General features: G+C 35.5%; 16 protein-coding genes. 7 read left to right on the top strand and 9 right to left on the bottom strand.

Features of this window, described 5'->3' with window-relative positions; all coding sequences use genetic code 11:
• Positions 1-12 precede the first annotated feature (12 nt).
• The 4 genes from ACHRV3_RS18260 to leuS all read right to left on the bottom strand — a co-directional run bounded on the left by ACHRV3_RS18260 (position 13) and on the right by leuS (position 5207).
• A complete protein-coding gene (locus ACHRV3_RS18260; RefSeq protein WP_395435760.1) occupies positions 13-609 on the bottom strand; it encodes a hypothetical protein in 597 nt (198 codons plus the stop codon).
• Complete coding sequence (locus ACHRV3_RS18265) at positions 599-1069, bottom strand: RNA polymerase sigma factor (RefSeq protein ID WP_230003638.1); 471 nt, start codon at positions 1067-1069, stop codon at positions 599-601. The genes ACHRV3_RS18260 and ACHRV3_RS18265 overlap by 11 nt, the downstream gene beginning before the upstream one ends.
• Complete coding sequence (locus ACHRV3_RS18270; RefSeq protein WP_395435759.1) at positions 1069-1920, bottom strand: alpha/beta fold hydrolase; 852 nt, start codon at positions 1918-1920, stop codon at positions 1069-1071. The genes ACHRV3_RS18265 and ACHRV3_RS18270 overlap by 1 nt, the downstream gene beginning before the upstream one ends.
• Before the next feature lie 383 nt (positions 1921-2303).
• The gene (gene leuS / locus ACHRV3_RS18275; protein ID WP_395435758.1) at positions 2304-5207 is read right to left on the bottom strand and encodes a leucine--tRNA ligase; all 2904 of its coding nucleotides are present in this window, start codon (positions 5205-5207) and stop codon (positions 2304-2306) included.
• A gap of 747 nt (positions 5208-5954) precedes the next feature.
• Between leuS and ACHRV3_RS18280 the strand changes: the two genes are divergently transcribed.
• The 4 genes from ACHRV3_RS18280 to truB all read left to right on the top strand — a co-directional run bounded on the left by ACHRV3_RS18280 (position 5955) and on the right by truB (position 8710).
• Complete coding sequence (locus tag ACHRV3_RS18280) at positions 5955-6830, top strand: ABC transporter permease (RefSeq protein ID WP_047778908.1); 876 nt, start codon at positions 5955-5957, stop codon at positions 6828-6830.
• A 58-nt stretch (positions 6831-6888) separates the two neighbouring features.
• Positions 6889-7134: a DUF3098 domain-containing protein gene (locus ACHRV3_RS18285; RefSeq protein WP_047778909.1), complete on the top strand. Its 246-nt coding sequence runs from the start codon at positions 6889-6891 to the stop codon at positions 7132-7134.
• A gap of 83 nt (positions 7135-7217) precedes the next feature.
• Entirely contained in the window at positions 7218-8015 is a 798-nt protein-coding gene (locus ACHRV3_RS18290; RefSeq protein WP_395435757.1) for an undecaprenyl-diphosphate phosphatase, read from the top strand.
• A complete protein-coding gene (truB, locus tag ACHRV3_RS18295) occupies positions 8015-8710 on the top strand; it encodes a tRNA pseudouridine(55) synthase TruB (protein WP_047778911.1) in 696 nt (231 codons plus the stop codon). The genes ACHRV3_RS18290 and truB overlap by 1 nt, the downstream gene beginning before the upstream one ends.
• 362 nt (positions 8711-9072) lie before the next feature.
• On the opposite strand, the gene ACHRV3_RS18300 is transcribed toward truB, so the two are convergent.
• Positions 9073-9690, bottom strand: a complete 618-nt coding sequence (locus ACHRV3_RS18300; RefSeq protein ID WP_395435756.1) for a thioredoxin family protein — start codon at positions 9688-9690, stop codon at positions 9073-9075.
• Between the two features lie 191 nt (positions 9691-9881).
• Here ACHRV3_RS18300 and pyrH point away from each other — a divergent pair, with 191 nt between their 5' ends.
• The 3 genes from pyrH to ACHRV3_RS18315 all read left to right on the top strand — a co-directional run bounded on the left by pyrH (position 9882) and on the right by ACHRV3_RS18315 (position 13840).
• Entirely contained in the window at positions 9882-10589 is a 708-nt protein-coding gene (gene pyrH / locus ACHRV3_RS18305) for a UMP kinase (protein ID WP_047778913.1), read from the top strand.
• A gap of 75 nt (positions 10590-10664) precedes the next feature.
• Entirely contained in the window at positions 10665-11228 is a 564-nt protein-coding gene (gene frr / locus ACHRV3_RS18310; RefSeq protein WP_047778914.1) for a ribosome recycling factor, read from the top strand.
• Positions 11229-11344: 116 nt separating this feature from the next.
• Positions 11345-13840, top strand: coding sequence for a DUF5686 family protein (locus ACHRV3_RS18315; RefSeq protein WP_395435755.1), 2496 nt, complete (start codon positions 11345-11347; stop codon positions 13838-13840).
• A gap of 535 nt (positions 13841-14375) precedes the next feature.
• Here ACHRV3_RS18315 and ACHRV3_RS18320 read toward each other — a convergent pair.
• The 4 genes from ACHRV3_RS18320 to ACHRV3_RS18335 form a co-directional block, all read right to left on the bottom strand.
• The gene (locus ACHRV3_RS18320) at positions 14376-16646 is read right to left on the bottom strand and encodes a cation:proton antiporter (RefSeq protein ID WP_047778916.1); all 2271 of its coding nucleotides are present in this window, start codon (positions 16644-16646) and stop codon (positions 14376-14378) included.
• Positions 16647-16858: 212 nt separating this feature from the next.
• A complete protein-coding gene (locus ACHRV3_RS18325) occupies positions 16859-17578 on the bottom strand; it encodes a LytR/AlgR family response regulator transcription factor (RefSeq protein ID WP_395435754.1) in 720 nt (239 codons plus the stop codon).
• Positions 17541-18302: a sensor histidine kinase gene (locus ACHRV3_RS18330; RefSeq protein ID WP_047778918.1), complete on the bottom strand. Its 762-nt coding sequence runs from the start codon at positions 18300-18302 to the stop codon at positions 17541-17543. The genes ACHRV3_RS18325 and ACHRV3_RS18330 overlap by 38 nt, the downstream gene beginning before the upstream one ends.
• 337 nt (positions 18303-18639) lie before the next feature.
• The gene (locus tag ACHRV3_RS18335; protein WP_047778919.1) at positions 18640-18969 is read right to left on the bottom strand and encodes a multidrug efflux SMR transporter; all 330 of its coding nucleotides are present in this window, start codon (positions 18967-18969) and stop codon (positions 18640-18642) included.
• Between the last annotated feature and the right edge of the window lie 116 nt (positions 18970-19085).

Genomic DNA, 19085 nt, shown 5'->3' on the forward strand with positions numbered 1-19085 from the left:
AAGCGCCTTTAATCAAAAATCAGTAGTCAATTGCTTATTTATGGTTTCAAATTTTTCAATCAGCGCATTGATTTTTGCATTCTCTTTTTTGATTTGTTTTGGACGCAGATAAAGCCAAACAAAGCCAAACCACAGCAACAGCATTGCATAGGTAAAAACAGCCCAGAATGCAGTCATTCTTGACGTATATTCAAACATATACAAACATAACCCCGCTCCCAGTATTACAAAGTACAAACTCAACATAGTCGATTGCAGGAATTTCTGTTTCGTTTTTATTTCAATTAATTTTTGCAAATACTCTGTATTGCTTTTCGTACCGTCAATTTTCTTATAAGCACCAAATAATCTATTATAAACCGCCAAATAAACTACCATTGCAATAACACACAAAACAATTCCGATTTTCGTCGAAATAAATTCGGGTTTGAAGCGGTACCAGATAAAAACAATAAATATACAGGTAGCCAAAAGCAGCGCATTGGTTAGCATTAATTTCCTTAAACTCGACTGTTTGAAACGACTTAACTTAACCAACAAATCTTTTATATCGGGTGGACTTACGGACTGTTTGTTCCATAAATCTTTAAAATCTATCTTATTGTCCATTTTGTTTGAATTTTTGAGTCAGTTTTTCTTTTATTCTGTGAATTTTAACTCTTGTATTAGCTTCAGAAAGTCCGACGATTTTAGCGATTTCAGCTTGTTTGACGTCCTCCAATTCTAAAGAAATAATGATCCGCTCCGCTTCCGGTAATTCAGCAATACACTTATACAAAAACTGGATCCGTGGTTCTATGGAATACTGTTTTTCCTCTGTAAGATTAGAAGGCAATTCCGATTTAGGAAAACGCTTTTGCTTTTCGATCTGCCTTAAACAATTATTAGACGCAATTCTAAAAATCCAGGTTCCAATACCTGATTCATTCCTGAACGTATCCAATTTCTGCCAGACTATAATAAAAGTCTCCTGAGCCAAATCTTGTGCAGCATCATAATCATTGACAAAACCCATGCAAAGCCTGAAGATTCTGTCCCAATACATTTTATAAATGCTTTCAAACTCCATTATTTAACTTTTATAAAGTTGTTTAAATGTTTGAAATAAAATTCTTTATCATCATACATAATAAAATGTAATCCTTTAGACGCATATTGAAGGTTAGCGGTTTTAAGATTTTTATACTGCGCTTCGATAGCCGGTTTTATATTTGCAAAATAAGACTCTAATAAAATCAATGCGGGACATTTTACAGTAGCAATCTTATCTCTTAAATCTGTATTAGAAAAATCACAATACATCTCAGCAAAAGTCTTTCTGTCCGATTTTGCACTCCAACCCAACAACAAGTCATGTTTAGAAGCGTCTTCCGTCAATCTTACCAAATATTTTTTTTGATTTTCCAAAAATTGCTCATCGGTCATGCCGGTCATTTGATCCACAATTGGCTTACAATCGTTATTTAATTTTGGCTTAAAAGAGGCATCCATCAAAGCAGCAAGACAAGGAACGGCATCAACAACAACTATTCTGTCAGCCAGATCGGGATAATCTGCAGCAATTGCTAAAGCTAATCCTCCTCCCATGCTGTGACCAATTATAATCGGTTTCTCGATTTTATTGTCTTTTATATAACCTGCTATAGCATCTTCCCAATTTTTAAAAGAAGCATTGGACTGTGGCTGCACACCGGCGAATCCTGCCATGGTAAGCGTATAACATGTAAAATTCTTCTCAAAATTAGCTTTTGTATCGTTCCATACTTCTCCCGAAGAAGCAAAACCCGGAATAAATAAAATAGCCTGTTTTCCTTTTCCCGATTTAACAACCTCAAAAGGATATGATTTTGTTTGTGCAAACACATTTAAACATACTGCAGAAAATAATAATGCGATAACCAGGATGATATACTTTTTCATTTTTAATAGCTTTTTAAATTGTTAATGAATCAAATTCGCCTTTTGGATACGGGAAAAATCAAAATGTTACAAATTTTTTAAAATAAAATTAAAATTCAATTTTTTAAATTCCAAATTCCAATTTTTAACGACATCGTAGAGACGCACTGCTGTGCGTCTCTACTACCATTGTGCGTCTCTGAAGTGCGGGTAAATTTTAACACGGATTACACGGATTTGCACGGATTGTTTTTTGAAAATTTGTGGTGAAAAAAAAATTTCGCCACGAATTACACGAATCTCCACGAATTGATTTGTGATCATTCGTGAAATTTGTGGCAAAAAAAATTCCAAATCCCAACAGAATTGGAATTTGGAATTTAAAATATTGGAATTTATTCCCTTTATCCGACCAAATTAATGATCTTCCCGGGAACAATAATTACTTTATTCGGAGTTCTTCCTTCTAACTGACGTTGTGTTCTTTCGTCTTTCATAATGATTTCTTCGATTTGTGCTGCTGTTAAATCCAGCGGTAACTCGATCGTGAAACGCATTTTTCCATTAAATGAAACCGGATATTCTTTACTACTTTCTACCAAATATTTTGGTTCGAAAACAGGGAAAGCAACTGTCGAAATCGAAGTGGTGTGTCCTAACAAACTCCAAAGTTCTTCTGCAATATGCGGTGCATAAGAAGAAACCACAATTGCCAATGGCTCTAGAATGGCACGTGAATGACAATTTTGAGTCGACAATTCATTCACACAAATCATAAACTGAGAAACAGAAGTATTAAAAGAGAAATTCTCGATATCCTCTGCTACTTTTTTAATTGTTTTGTGCAATGATTTTAGATTGTCTTTTGTTGGCTCTTCATTCGTTATAATCAAACCGTTGTCATCAAAATACAAACGGCATAATTTTTTAAGGAATCCGAAAACTCCTGAGATACCAGCCGTATTCCAAGGTTTTGCCTGCTCTAACGGACCTAAAAACATTTCATACAAACGTAATGTATCTGCTCCGTACTCATTACAAATATCATCCGGTGTTACTACATTGTATTTCGATTTTGACATTTTTTCAACCTCCCGGCCTACAATGTATTTTCCGTTATCGTCTAAAATAAACTCAGCATCAGCATAATCCTCTCTCCAGGCTTTGAATCTTTCAATATCTAGTTCATCAGATGAATTTACCATTGAAACATCAGCATGAATTGGTTGTACGCTCTGATCTCCAATTTTATTCTTAGACACAAAACTATTTGTTCCTTCAACTCTATAAACAAAAGCACTAGTCCCCAAAATCATTCCCTGATTGATCAGTTTTTTGAATGGTTCTTCGGTTGGAGCGAATCCTTTGTCTTTTAAGAATTTATTCCAGAAACGAGAATATAGTAAATGTCCGGTTGCGTGTTCGCTTCCACCAATATACAAATCAACACTTTCCCAGTATGCTAAAGCTTCTTTGCTTGCAAATTCGGTTTCGTTGTGTGCATCCATATAACGCATCCAATACCATGAACTTCCAGCCCAACCCGGCATCGTGTTTAATTCTAAAGGAAAAATCGTTGCATGATCTACTAAATCAGTATCTACAACTTTATTCTCTTTGGTATCCCAAGCCCAAACTGCTGCGTTTCCTAAAGGTGGCAAACCGTCTTCGGTTGGCAAATATTTCTCTACTTCCGGCAAAATAATTGGCAAATGTTGTGCGTCAATCATTTTTGGTAGACCGTTTACATAATATACAGGAAAAGGCTCTCCCCAATAACGCTGACGCGAAAATACTGCATCACGCAAACGGTAATTGGTCTTTGCTGTTCCTTGTTCAATTTTCTCTAATTCAGCAATTGCTTTTTGAGTAGCTGCTTTATAATTTAATCCATTAAGGAAATCAGAATTAGCGATTTCAACATTATCTTTTGAACCGTAAGCGGCCTCAGAAATATCAACATTCGCGAAAATATTTTTGATTTCCGGCATTCCGTTTTGACCTTTAAAGAAATTTGCAAAAGCATAATCTCTTTCATCTCCACAAGGAACTGCCATTACAGCACCAGTACCATAACCTGCCAAAACATAATCCCCAATCCAAACTGGAATAGGTTCTTTTGTAAACGGATGTTCTGCATAAGCTCCGGTAAATACTCCCGAAATAGTCTTAACATCAGCCATACGCTCACGCTCCGAACGTTTTGCCGTTTTCTCGATATACCCCTCAATAGCCGCTTTTTGTTCCGGAGTTGTAATTTCGGCTACCAAAGGATGCTCCGGAGCCAAAGTCATAAACGTAACTCCAAAAATAGTATCAGGACGCGTGGTAAATACTTCGATAAATTTTGTTTCAGGTTTCACGTTTGAAGTTTCCTCACTTTGAGAGTTGAAACTTGAAACTTGAAACTTAACCATCGCACCAACAGATTTTCCAATCCAGTTGCGTTGGCTTTCTTTGATGCTTTCGCTCCAGTCAATATCATTTAGACCTTGTAACAAACGCTCTGCATAAGCAGAAATACGCATGCTCCATTGGGTCATCTTTTTACGAATAACAGGGTAACCACCACGTTCCGAAACCCCGTTTATAATTTCATCATTTGCCAAAACCGTTCCTAAACCGGGACACCAGTTCACTTCCGTTTCCGCCAAATACGTCAATCTGTATTGTAATATTATTTTTTCTTTTTGATCTTCTGAATACGAATTCCATTCGCTTGACGAAAAAGGAGCAATATTATCATCTGAAACGGCATTTACGTTTGTATTTCCTTCTTTTTCAAAAACAGAAACTAAGGTCGAAATATCTTCGGCTTTATCAGCCTCTTTATTGTACCACGAATTAAACAACTGAATGAAAATCCACTGTGTATGTTTGTAATAATCCGGATTTGATGTCCGAACTTCTCTCGCCCAGTCAAATGAAAATCCAATTTTATCCAATTGTTTTCTGTATCCGGCAATTTCTTTTCCTTCTTTATCTACTCCACCGTCAATATTTACACGGGTCGTATCTTCGGGACGTTGCCCGGTTTGGATGGCATATTGTTCTGCCGGCAATCCGAAACTGTCGTAACCCATCGGGTGCAAAACATTAAAGCCCTGATGTCTTTTGAAACGCGAATACACGTCTGAAGCAATATACCCGAGTGGATGTCCGACATGTAATCCAGCACCGGATGGATATGGAAACATATCTAATACGTAGTGTTTTGGTTTGTCAGAATTATTTACGGCTGCAAAAGTTTGATTATCGGCCCAATATTTTTGCCACTTGGCTTCTATTTCGTTCGGATTGTATTTCATTTTGTGAGTTGCTGAGTTACTGAGTAACTGAGTTGCTAAGTTTTAATGCATTATGTAATAAGATCGCAAATTTACATTTATTACAGATTGTAACAAAAAGTATTTTAACACATAAAACAATTAACTCAATGGGTGCAATTAATTTTAACACATAGAAGCATAGCTAACAAAGCTTAAAAAAGACGTTTCACTCCAAATAAATCACATCAGAGCTTGTTTAAATTTCTGATTCCAAAAAGAAAAAACCACACTAAATTCTTAAACGTAAAAATAAAACCACTCCATCTTAATCGATCACTATTGCTTTTCAATATAAAAAAATCCGTTTTCGTCAGCGTTTTGCCCTTGCAAATCCGCATAATCCGCGTCCAATTCTGCATAATCTTTACATAGAAACCTTGCAAATTAATTTCAAACACGGATTAAACAGATTCGTTATCACGAAGACGCGGATTAAAACGGATTTAAAATTCTTTCTGATGAAATTTAAACAAGCATTAAGACTGCATGAAAAAATTGTGATTTCCTTGAAACATCACAAATAGCAGATCCTAAATCTATGTCTCTATGTATTAAATAAATTTAGCGAAATAACCCAAAATGCGTTAAATTTTAATTTCTTCATTCTTATTCCGACAAAATGCAACACTAAAATTGCTTATATTGTACAAAAGTTAAAACTTTGATCGTTATTAACTTTAAATAAAGAAATTGTTTATTATTTTTACCACATAATTTAAGCAAACTATGAGTTCTAACTTTGATAAATTTCAAAAGCGCAGGTTAATTTCCTCTTATTTTTCGGTTGTATTAAGTGTCTTTCTGGTACTATTCCTTTTAGGAGTATTGGGATTGTTCATCGTTAATTCTAAAAAACTGGCAGACGATTTTAAAGAAAAAATCGCCATGACTGTTTTCTTTAAAAACGAAGCGAATGACAGTGTTATAAAAGCCTTTAATACCGAACTAAAAAGAGCTCCTTTTGCAAAATCATACGTTTATGTAACTAAAGAAAAAGCGGCTAAAGAGCATACTGATATAATTGGTGAAGATTTCCTGACCTTTTTGGGAGAAAATCCATTATTGAATTCTTACGACATTCACTTCAAAGCGGATTATGTTGAAAGAGACAGCATTCAGAGAATTGAAAGCCATCTGCGTAAAAACACCATGATCTCTGATATCGTTTATGACAAACAATTGGTCAATCTGGTTAATGACAACATCAAAAAAGTGAGTATGTGGATTTTGATTATCAGCGGATTCCTGACTGTAATTGCGGTTTTACTAATCAATAGTTCCCTTCGTTTATCGATACATTCTAATCGTTTTATCATTAAAACCATGCAAATGGTTGGTGCAACAAAATCGTTTATTCGTAAACCGTTTGTAATGCGTAGTGTAAAACTGGGCATGTTGGGCGCTGGTCTGGCGATTATTGCCTTGATTGCGCTTTTAGTTTATGTAGAAACCAATTTCCCGGGACTAGGAATTCTAGACGATAAACTGGTAACCGGTTTGATCTTACTTATTGTTTTCGGATTGGGAGTTTTAATCACCTGGGTAAGCACACACTTTGCCACACAACGTTTTCTGAATTTAAGAACTGACGACCTTTATTAACTTATAAAAACAGTCACAGTCGCAGTTTTCAGTCACTTTATAATCGAATTTAATAGCAATGAAAAATAATACAACAGAACAAAAACAAGAATTCCTTTTTGAAGGCATCAACTACAAAATCCTTTTGATCGGAATTGCGGTAATTGCATTGGGTTTTATCTTAATGTCCGGTGGTGGTAGTGATAATCCGAATGTTTTTAACGAAGATATTTTTAACTTCAGACGTATCCGATTAGCTCCAACAACTGTTTTAATAGGGTTTGGGATCACGATTTACTCGATTTTTAAAAAATCAAAACAATAGCATTTTATAGATTTTCATTCCGCTTCCTTGCATTTAGTAAAGGCAACCGATCTAAAATCTAAAATCTAAAATCTAAACTTTTAATGAACACATTACAAGCTATTATCCTTGCCATTATTGAAGGAATTACAGAATTTTTACCTGTTTCTTCAACTGGTCACATGATTATTGCCTCTTCTTTTTTTGGAATTGCCCATGACGATTTCACTAAACTCTTTACAATAGTTATTCAATTAGGCGCCATCCTTTCGGTTGTCGTTTTATATTTCAAACGTTTCTTTCAGACACTTGACTTTTACTTTAAACTTTTAGTCGCTTTTATTCCTGCAGTCGTTTTAGGATTATTGTTAAGTGATTTTATAGACGGATTGTTAGAAAACCCGGTTACAGTTGCCGTATCTCTTTTGATTGGAGGACTTATTTTACTAAAAGTTGACCAATGGTTCAATCAGCCAAATGTAACTGAAGCTTCTCAGGAAATCACCTATTTACAAGCTTTCAAAATAGGCCTTTTTCAATGTATTGCCATGATCCCCGGAGTTTCCAGAAGTGGTGCCAGTATTGTGGGCGGAATGTCACAAAAACTAAGTCGTACTACCGCAGCCGAATTTTCGTTTTTCCTTGCTGTCCCAACCATGTTAGGCGCAACGGTAAAGAAATGTTACGACTATTACAAAGACGGATTTGTATTATCTCACGATCAAATCAATCTGTTAATTATTGGAAACATAGTAGCTTTCATTGTAGCACTTTTAGCCATTAAAACTTTCATTGGTTTCCTTACTAAAAACGGTTTCAAAGTATTTGGTATTTATCGAATAATTGCCGGAATCATTTTATTGGCCATTCACTTTTTCATTCACCCGCTTACCATTATATAATGACTCCTGAAGAATATTTAAACGGACAGGTTTTATTGATCGACAAGCCTTTAAAATGGAGTTCGTTTCAAGCAGTCAATAAATTAAAATACCTTTTAATCAACAAAGTCGGACTTCCAAAAAAGTTCAAAATCGGTCATGCGGGAACTTTAGACCCTTTAGCGACCGGATTATTATTAATCTGCACCGGAAAATTCACCAAAAGCATTTCTGAATTGCAAGGTCAGGCCAAAGAATATACGGGAACTTTTTATATTGGAGCCACTACTCCATCTTACGATTTAGAAACCGAAATCGATCAGACCTTTCCAACCGAACATATCGATGAAACGCTGATTCATGAAACGGTCAAACAATTTTTAGGTGAAATTGATCAAAAACCGCCTATCTTTTCTGCCATTAAAAAAGACGGTGTTCGTTTGTACGAACATGCACGCGCGGGAGAAACTGTTGAAATCGCAAGTAGAAAAACAACGATTCACGAGTTTGAAATTACGCGAATTGCATTGCCGGAAATTGATTTTAGAGTAGTTTGCAGTAAAGGAACTTACATTCGCTCCCTGGCTTTTGATTTTGGGAAAGCAATGAATTCGGGTTCACACTTAACTGTTTTACGCCGAACTAAAATTGGTGACTACGATGTAAAAAACGCCATCGACATCACTTTGTTTGAAGAAACTTTGGAACAAAAATAAGACATCAAGCACATTACAAAAGACAATAGTAATGTGCCTACTCTTACATTAGAATAGTGCTATTTTTATCCCCGCTGTTGTTTTGGACTAGTAGTGAGTCGCTTTTTCACTTCCAAACAAAAAACCTGAAATAAAATCATAAAACCTTTCGAATAACTTTTTCATAATGGTGGTATTTTTTAGTTGTTAAATAATAAAAACACCAATAAAAAGAGCAAATAAAAAGTAAATAATAGAATTGGGATTCCTCAAGCAAGATACAAAATGTATTAAAATAAAAAAAACATTTTAATACATTTTAAACATTTAGCCTATTTAATATCAACCAATTAGCAGTAAATTAAGGGCGTCACAACCCAAAATTACAGGCGATCGTATTTGATATTTTCCATAATCTCCAGCAATTCTTCTTGAACAGAAAGCCCTTTGTCTGCCAGATACCATAACTGCAAATCGGTTTTGATTTTTTCATCAATTACACCAAATTCTTTTTTATAGTTTGCCATTAATTCTGTGGCTCCTTTGGGTCTTGGTCCCCAATCGGTACGGACAATTCCGGCTTCTTTACAAATCACAATAACTTTGGGTATTGCCCTTCCTCCGTTTGTTAAATAATGACTCATTAATTCATCATTTTCATCACGCAAAACAATTCGCAGATCAACTTTTTTATCTGATGATGAGGCCATCTTATTTAGTATAGGAAGTATTTGAGCTGCATCACCGCACCAGCCTTCAGAAATTACCAACCAGATATAATGATTCTCCAGTTTTTGAAGTTTTTCGATTGTTTCTTCCGAAATTTTTATTGTTTTCTCCAATCGGTTCATTCGAGCTTCATTGAGACTTGTGTAATGCGTTAAACTTTCAGATTGTTCATCGCCTGTTGATTTTCCGTCGGATAATAAATCCGTAACAAGTTTTCGATATTCAGAATAAGAGTGACTATTGAATAATGCTTTGGCTACAATACTTTTCATACTTAATTTGTTTAGAATACCATAAAAATACGATTTTTAAAAAGACCTTGAATTGATTTTTATCACATTCAAAAGAAATAAAACCGGACTCCTCTCAAAAGAGCAAAGTATACAATCCGAAATTATTTTTAAAACACTATTTCTAAAAATCAGAATATGTCTATATTTGCACAAATTAACGCAAGACACACATGAAATATAAAAGGATTCTTCTAAAACTAAGCGGCGAAGCCTTAATGGGTGATTTACAATACGGAATTGACCCAAAAAGACTGGCCGAGTATGCTGAGGAAATTAAGCAAATTCACACTAAAGGAGTAGAAATTGCTATTGTTATTGGAGGAGGAAATATTTTTAGAGGCGTTGCAGGAGCAAGTGCCGGTATGGATCGCGTACAAGGCGATTATATGGGAATGCTTGCAACCGTAATTAACGGAATGGCATTACAAGGTGCTCTTGAAGATAAAGGAATGAAAACGCGCTTACAGACTGCTTTGAAAATGGAATCTATTGCAGAGCCTTACATCAAAAGAAGAGCAGATCGTCACCTTGAAAAAGGAAGAATTGTAATTTTTGGTGCTGGAACCGGTAATCCTTATTTCACTACTGATACAGCTGCTGTTTTAAGAGGAATCGAAATCAATGCTGACGTGATCCTAAAAGGAACCCGTGTCGATGGTGTTTACGATTCTGATCCTGAAAAAAATGCATCGGCAGTAAAATTTGATTACATCTCTTTTGATGATGTATTGAAAAAAGGTTTAAATGTAATGGACACAACTGCTTTTACATTAAGCCAGGAAAACAAATTGCCAATCGTTGTTTTTGATATGAACAAAATTGGAAATTTATTAAAAATCTGCGAAGGCGAAAACATAGGAACTGTAGTTAATATATAAGTCTTCAGTGACAGTTTACAGTCCCAGACTGCTTGAACTGAAAATGAGGATTGAAAACTGAAAACTAAAAAAACAATGACTGAAGAAATAGAATTTATATTAGATAGTACTGAAGAATCAATGAATGGTTCGATAGCGCATTTAGAGAAAGAATTTCTTAACATTCGCGCAGGAAAAGCTTCACCGGCAATGCTTGGAAGTGTTTTTGTAGACTATTACGGATCTGCAACACCACTTTCGCAAGTGTCAAAGATTAGTGTTCCTGATGCGAGAACAATTACCTTACAACCTTTTGAAAAAAACATGTTGTCTGTAATTGAAAAAGCAATTATGGTTGCTAATATTGGTTTCAACCCAATGAACAACGGAGACGTGATCATTATCAGTGTACCACCTTTGACAGAAGAGCGTCGTAAAGACCTTGCTAAACAAGCAAAATCTGAGGCAGAAGATGCAAAAATTGGTGTTCGTAACGTACGTAAAGACTCCAATACTGATATTAAAAAATTAGAAAAAGAAGGAACTTCTGAAGATGTTTGTAAATCTGCTGAAGAAGAAGTTCAGAATTTAACGAATACTTATATTAAAAAAATTGATGAATTATTGGCTGCGAAAGAAGCTGAGATCATGAAAGTTTAATTTTATTCGATACAAAACAAAATCCGTCTGGTATATTTAACCAGACGGATTTTTTTATTCTTATTTTTACCTATTGAAAATTAAATGTTTTCGTTTCTGAAACTATAATCCTCTGTATGAAGCTATTTTGTTTTTTGACTTTGTTTTTTACGCTTACCATTCAGGCGCAATTTCAAATAAACGGAATTGTTACGGACTCCGGCAACAAACCGCTTCCCTTTGCCAGCATTAAAACAGCAGACCACAATAACACCATTACAGATGTTGATGGTAAATTTTCTTTTACGGTTTCCTCTGAAACCGGATTTTTTACGGTTTCTTATATTGGTTTCGAGACCAAAAACATTACCCTAACAAACAACAAAAAATTCTACTCCGTTTCACTTTCTCAAAAAACAGATGATTTAAAAGAGGTTGTTATTTCAAATGAAAACCCGGCGCTGAGCATTTTAAGAAAGGTCATTTCCAATAAAAACAGCAACAATCCACAGAAAAAGCTGAGTAGTTTTGAGTACAAAACTTACAACAAACTTATCGTCACTGCCAATCCTGATTCTATCGACGGACGCATTGACTCTTCGGCAACTTATAAAGATTTAAAGAAAAAGAAAATCAATATTGATTCTTCCGATTATAAATTCAAAGAAATAATAAGTAAACAACATTTATTTCAAACAGAAAAAATATCACAATATCAATTTGGGAGTAAAAGGCTTAAAGAAACCGTATTGGGTACAAAAATGGCGGGTTTCAAACAGCCTGTGTACGAAATTATCGCTTTCAGTCTGCAATCTATTTCTATTTATGATCCGAAATACGAATTGCTGGAAACAAAATATGAGAGCCCGATTTCAAACAATGCACTTAAAGATTACACCTACAAGCTGCTTGACACGGTGACGGTACAGGGGCGTGAAACCTACATGATCCATTACAAAAACAAGCAAAAAAGAAATGCATCGGGTCTGGAAGGTGTTTTATACATAGACGCAGAAAATTTTGCTATCGCCAAAGCTGTAATGCGTATAAAAGGTGTTTTGGACATTAGCGGAATTCATGAGTTTGAATATGTTCCAAGTGAAAAAATATGGTTTCAAAGCCGTACCACATTCAAAATCGTAAAAGGGAAAAACGACGAGGATATTAAAATTCTGGGAGGAACTATTCAATTTGATGCAGATACCGGAGAAAACTTTGAACCGAGAAAAAAAGCAGCGTCCGACTTCACCTATTTGCTTTCTGAGAGCAACAATTTTGATATTCACTACAACACTAATCCGGTCATAAAAAACCCGGCACTTTATATCGAAATTAAAGAGGATGCCAGCAAAAAACCGGAAGCTTTCTGGAACGAATATCGCAAAGAAACGCTTGATCTGAAAAGTCAAAAAACCTATTTATTACTGGACAGCATTTCTATTAAAAAAAGAATTGAAAAACGTTTGGGCCTTGGCCGAAAAATCATCAACGGTTACATTCCGATGGGGCCAATTGACTTCGACTTAAAAAAACTAATCAGCTACAATAATTACGAAGGCTTTCGTCTGGGTCTTGGCGGAATTACGAATGACCGTTTTTCTAAAAATTTCCGAATTGAAGGATATGCCGCTTACGGAACAAAAGACGGCACAACGAAATACAGCATCGGCTCCGGTTTTTTACTCGATAAAAACACCAATACATGGCTAAATGGGTATTACTCGGATGATGTTCGGGAAATTGCGAGTACCGTTTTTGCTGTCGACAAACGCGTTTTTAAAATTTATGATCCACGTCCGATAAACATTAGTACTTTCTATCAGTATGTCGGCTGGAGGGGTAATATTCAGACTAAGATCATTCCGAAAACGGAGGCTGTTCTGGAATTATCACGAAATCACATCGAACCTAAATTTGATTATCTTTTTAATCTACACGGAAAACTGTATTCAAGCTACATAATGACTACAGCAATGCTTTCTATTGCCTGGTCGCCGTTTAGTGATTTCATGCAAACCCCAACCGGAAGAACCGAAGCGGATAAAAGGTTTCCAAAGTTTACTTTTCAATATACCCAATCGCTACCCGATGTATTTGAAAATGATTTTAAATTTGGCAAAATAGATTTCAAAGCTGAATATGAAAAAAAATATCTAAACGGTCAGAAAACCGGTGTACTACTGCAAGGTGGATATGCTTTTGGCGATGTGCCGATTACCCACCTATACAATACGGCTCCGAATAACCTGACCAAAGAAACGGTTGTTCAACGTATTACTTTTGCCGGCAGAAACAGTTTTGAGACCATGTATTTTAATGAGTTTTTCTCTAGTCAATATGTAATGTTTCAAATTAAACATGGTTTTGACCGAATCCGAATCCTCAGAAAAGTTCGTCCTTCTTTGGTATTGGTTACCCGAATGGCGTGGGGAAATATGGAAAATCCACAACAACATGTCGGCCCTGCTTATAAAACACTTGACAAAGGTTTCTTTGAATCCGGGATCGAATTAAACAAAATCTATAAAGGCATCGGCTTAGGAGGATTCTATAGATATGGGCCAAATCAACTGCCAAGATTTGAGAATAATATTGCGGTTAAAATCTCTTATGTATTGGATTTGGGGATCTAAAAAATTTTAAAATTCCAATCCTTTAAAATTCCAAATTCCAATGGAATGCTTTTTATGATTCTGAAATTTGTTAAATGTGAATAAATCTGCGTTTACTGAGCTTATCTTTACGGAGTTGCTTGCGGAGATTTCTCCTTTGTCGAAAGGACAAATGGGGTGTCTTTTTTAGATAAACTAAATTGCCAGTTTTAATGTTTTACTAACACTTGATCCCTAAATCTGCGGCTTTTGTTTTTTGCCACAGATTTCACAGATTAAAATGATTTCTGTATTTGCTTCCTCGCATCTTCTGGATTTGATTCTTTATCACTAAAATCAATCATCACACAAACAAAAAAATCCCAAACTCCAACAAAATTGGAATTTGGAATTTAAAAAGATTGGAATTTCATCCCCCTTCTATTTTATAAAATTAAATATTCGGGTATTGAGTTAGATGCACTGCTGTGCATCTCTACGGAAGGAAAAAACCAAAAAAAACCAAACCCCAACAAAATTGGAATTTGGAATTTAAAAAGATTGGAATTTACCCCCTCTATGGTTTCAAAATCAGAACTGAGGGCGTATTATTCAACCATATACTTTGTGATTCAATCAGTTTTTTCCAACTGTCTAGACTGATGATCATCAGATTCTGACTTTCTAAAAACTCTTTTTTGATTGTTCGATCGTGCATGATCATGATGTGATTTGGAGCGATTTGCTCTATCGAACGAATGGTTTCCTGAATATCACGGGTGCTTTTCATTTCACCGCTTGCATCTAAAACCGTGATCTGAGAACCGTTATTATTGATTAACTTTTTAGCATATTCAATTAAAAAAGCATCTTCTTTATTGAAAATCGGCATAAAAATCTGGTTGACGTCTTCTAAGTCTTTGTCGATAAAAATTCCGACCGGCATTTTACTTTTAGCAATAATATGACGTGTTCTTTCATCAAAAGGAGAATTTTCAAACAGCCCTTCTTTTCCTGTGAACTTATCAATTAGGCGATCCGGGTTTACAATTCTGGAGGTAAAGCCAAGTATTTTTCCAAGCAAAGTCCCTTCAAAAATAGATTGCCCCAAACCTACCAATAACAAATCATAGTCCCCTTGATTGGCCGTATCGATGATATCGGTATCAATATCGTTTGTAACTTTAAAAACACTAACCATATTTTGATTCAGACGTTCTGACTCTTCGATAACCGGAACCAGCATTTTACGTTCCTGATCTTTCACATCAAAGGAATGCACTTCTGTACTTAAGGACAAATGCATCGCTGTAACAATAGAATTATCAGATTGTTTTTTAACCAGGCTGTTCGCAATTCGCAACAGTTTTTTACCTTTCTCGGGAGTCGCAAAGGAAAGAAGGATCTTAAACTTGCTTTTGTTCCCAATCTCTTGTGGAATGGCCGTTATTTTATCTTTAAAAATAAAGCCTATAAAATCCAACGCCGGGCCTGTCATAAAAGTGGTCACTAACGCCATAATCACCATCATAGTAAAAATCTCAGTAGACAAAACACCTAAATCATATCCGATATTCAGTACTACGAGCTCCATTAAACCCCTCGTATTCATTAAAGCACCAATCGCCAGGCTGTCTTTCCAGCTTTGTCCCATAAACTTGGCAGCAAAAGCACTTCCAAAAAACTTCCCAACTACGGCAACGGCAATAATTAAACCTGTGATTTTCCACAAATAAGGATCATTCAGTAAACCAATTTGTGTACGTAATCCAGTAAATACAAAGAACAACGGCAATAACACAATGATGGCAACATCTTCGACTTTTTCAATAAAAATATTTCTAAACGTATTGTTTTCCGGCATAATGGCTCCGGCTAAAAAGGCTCCAAATAAAGCATGAATTCCAATTAGCTCAGCCGCATAAGCAGAAAATAGTAAGGTTATAAAGAAAATGGCGACAACCGGTTTATTCAGACTTTCGCGGGTTGAGTTTAAGTCTCCCACTCGTTTTAGAAACGGACGAACTATTTTGAGCATGATAATAACATACAAAACCGCCAAACCAATTACATACAAAGAACTAGTAAAAGAACCCGCTTTTACAATTGCAATTACAACAGCCAAAATACACCAGGCTGTGATATCATCTGCGGCAGCACAGGTTATCGCAATCGTACCCAGTTTTGTTTTTTGCATACCTCGCTCCTGCACAATTCTCGCCAAAACAGGAAATGCGGTAATACTCATGGCAATTCCCATAAACAATCCGAAAGAAGAGAACTCTACGCCAATTGGAGCAAAAGTGTGGTAAATAAAATAGGCTAAACTTAACCCTAATGCAAACGGAATTACGATACTGGCGTGGCTTATTACGACTGCATCATGGGCCTTATTCTTCAGTACTTTTAAGTCCAGCTCCATTCCAATAACGAACATAAAAAGGATTAAACCAATCTGACTTAAAAACTGTAGATTCCCTAAAGATTCTTTTGGAAATAGTGTAGCGGAGAATTCCGGGAAATACATTCCTACCAAAGACGGCCCTAACACAATTCCGGCAATCATCTCGCCAATAACGGAAGGTTGCCCTATTTTTCTGAAAATCCACCCGAATAAACGTGCCACCAGAATAATCGTAACAATCTGTGCTAACAAAATCGCCAAAGGATGTTGCAGGTTTTCGACCATAGAATGTAGAAAATCATTCCAATGATTGCTTTCTATTTTTTTGCGAACAATTCCACGGCCTACTTCCAGCGAAGCGCCCTTAACAATCACCCAATATATCAAAGCAGTAAAACCTCCAATAATGGTAACGTAAAACGCTGAGTTTTTTATGCTGTTCATAACTTCTCTTTTAATTTTTATGGGGCAAATATCAGAAGTGATTTCTTATCCAAGAAGTAAATTTAAACCTAATTTTCAATCCATGTAACAAGTCCGAAAAACTTTGTAATAAGTTGGAATAGCTGATGAAAAAGAGCTTCGACTTTGCTCAGCTTGGGCTTCGGCTTCGCTCAGCCTGAGCTTCGACTCCGCTCAGCTTGACAGTTGAGAGGTTATATTTTTGTTTTTTTCAGGAAGTCTGAACGATAGGTTTCGCTTAGTAATAGGGTGCTGTTTTTTTCATTCTTTTCTAAATGATGCAAAACAATTTCGTTGTGATTGAAAAACTTAATGGCTTTTACGGCGACAATCTCTTTTTTGTTTACGCGACAAAAATCGGTTTCAGGTAATTCTTTTAGGAGGGTATCAAATTTAACGTTTTTCAAATTCAGAAAACTACCATCGGTCAACAGTACCGTTTTATCGCGGCTGTCGCTGATCGCGGTTTTTATGTATTGAATCTGATCAAAATACAATAAAGTTTTTCCTTTATCGGTATTGAGCTGTATGAATTTTTTGGCTGCGTCGGGTTTGTGGAATCGTTCTGCTGCTTTTGAGATCGCTTTCTGCAAACGTTCCAATTTTACCGGTTTCGTGATATAATCTACTGCCTCGATTGTAAAAGCATCTACAGCATATTCTTTATAAGCGGTACAGAAAATAACCAGCTTATTTTGCAACATTTCAGCCAAATGCAAACCGTTAATTCCCGGCATTTCGATGTCAGAAATTAATAAATCAAAATCGAGTTGGTCCATTTCGGCCAATAGTTTCTCGGGATTATTAAACGTTTTTACGATTTCGACTTCGGAAATTTGTTCGCAAAGCATTTTCAAATACGTTAATCCGGGTAACTCATCGTCCAGAAGCAAGCATTTCAGTTTTGTATTCAAGTAGATCAATTTTTAGGTGAGCAATGTAAACATCATTTTCTACAAATCTCTCGAGTTTGAAATTATTTCTGTAAATAATCCGAAGACGATGTTCTAAAGTCGAGTGGCCAATGCCGCTTCGCTCTTTTTTCAGCACTTTTTTATCTGAGATTTTATTGGAAACGGTCATAGAAAACGCGTTGTCTTTAAACTCAAAAATCACAGAAATAAAAGCATCGGCACTTTGCAAATCGGCATGTTTGAAAGCATTTTCGATTAAATCAATAGAAATTAGGGGTGCCAGTAAAGGCTGCTCGTACAATTTATCCTCTTTGTTGATATTGGTTTTGATTTTCAACTCAAACAGCGGACTGATCTTGATTTTATTGATTTCGATTAAATTCAATGCAAAATCAATTTCTTCTTTTGCGGTGACAAATTTCTTTTTGCTTTCGTATAAAATATAATCCAAAACATTCGCCAGTTTATCTAAAGCAAAATAGGTTTGATAGGCATGCGATTGAATCGAATTTAGAATATTCTTAAAAAGATGGGGATTCAGTTTTGCTTCCAGTGTCTCCAGTTGCAAGTCATTGACTTTCATCTCGAGTGCATAAAAACTTTTTTCGGCATCGTCTTTTGCTTTTTTTGAATGCATTAATTGGTACACCATAAAACCAATGATGACAACCAATAATAAAATAATGGCTAAAAAAATAAAAGTAATGGTATCGTTTTCCTGCATAGTACTATTTTTTTTCAACACGAATTTCACGAATTTTTACAAATTGAGCTCTCTTTTGACGCTAAAAAAATCATTTAATTCATGTCATTCGTTGCGTTGTTCTGCCACAGATTAAACGGATTAAACGGATTCTCGCGGATTTTTTTTGTTTGGCCCTAAAAAACCCTTTAAATCTACAACCGTTTTCTTGCCACAAATTTCACGAATTAAAATATACGATCTGTGTAAATCCGTTTAATCCGTTTAATCTGCGACCTTTTTTCGCCACGAATTAAGCAAATTTCACGAATTGAAATATACAATCTGTACAAATCTGTTTAATCTGTGGCTAAACTTTTTAATGACTAGACACAAACTTCAACCCAATGATCGAAGCAATTAATGTCGAAAGAAAAAAAACTCTCCAAAAAGTAACCGGTTCTTTAAAAATCAGAATCCCTACCAAAACGGTTCCTACTGCTCCGATTCCTGTCCAAACGGCATAAGCGGTACCAATTGGTAAAACCTGAGTTGCTTTATATAGTAAAATCATACTAATAGAAAGACAAACAAAAAAGCCTGCCATCCAATAGGTTGAAATAATTCCGGTTGTTTCTTTCGCTTTTCCTAAGCACGAAGCAAAACCAACTTCAAAAAGTCCCGCAATAATTAACAAAATCCAATTCATTTTTGTTTCATTTTAAATTAAGCGCAAATATCCGAAAAGCTAAGCTAGTAATTCTAAAATCAGCTATAAATCTTAGAAATCCAATGGTAATTTTGTGTTAACATACCGTAAAAACT

This window comes from Flavobacterium sp. FlaQc-49 (genome assembly GCF_044005985.1).
GTDB lineage: Bacteria > Bacteroidota > Bacteroidia > Flavobacteriales > Flavobacteriaceae > Flavobacterium > Flavobacterium cupriresistens.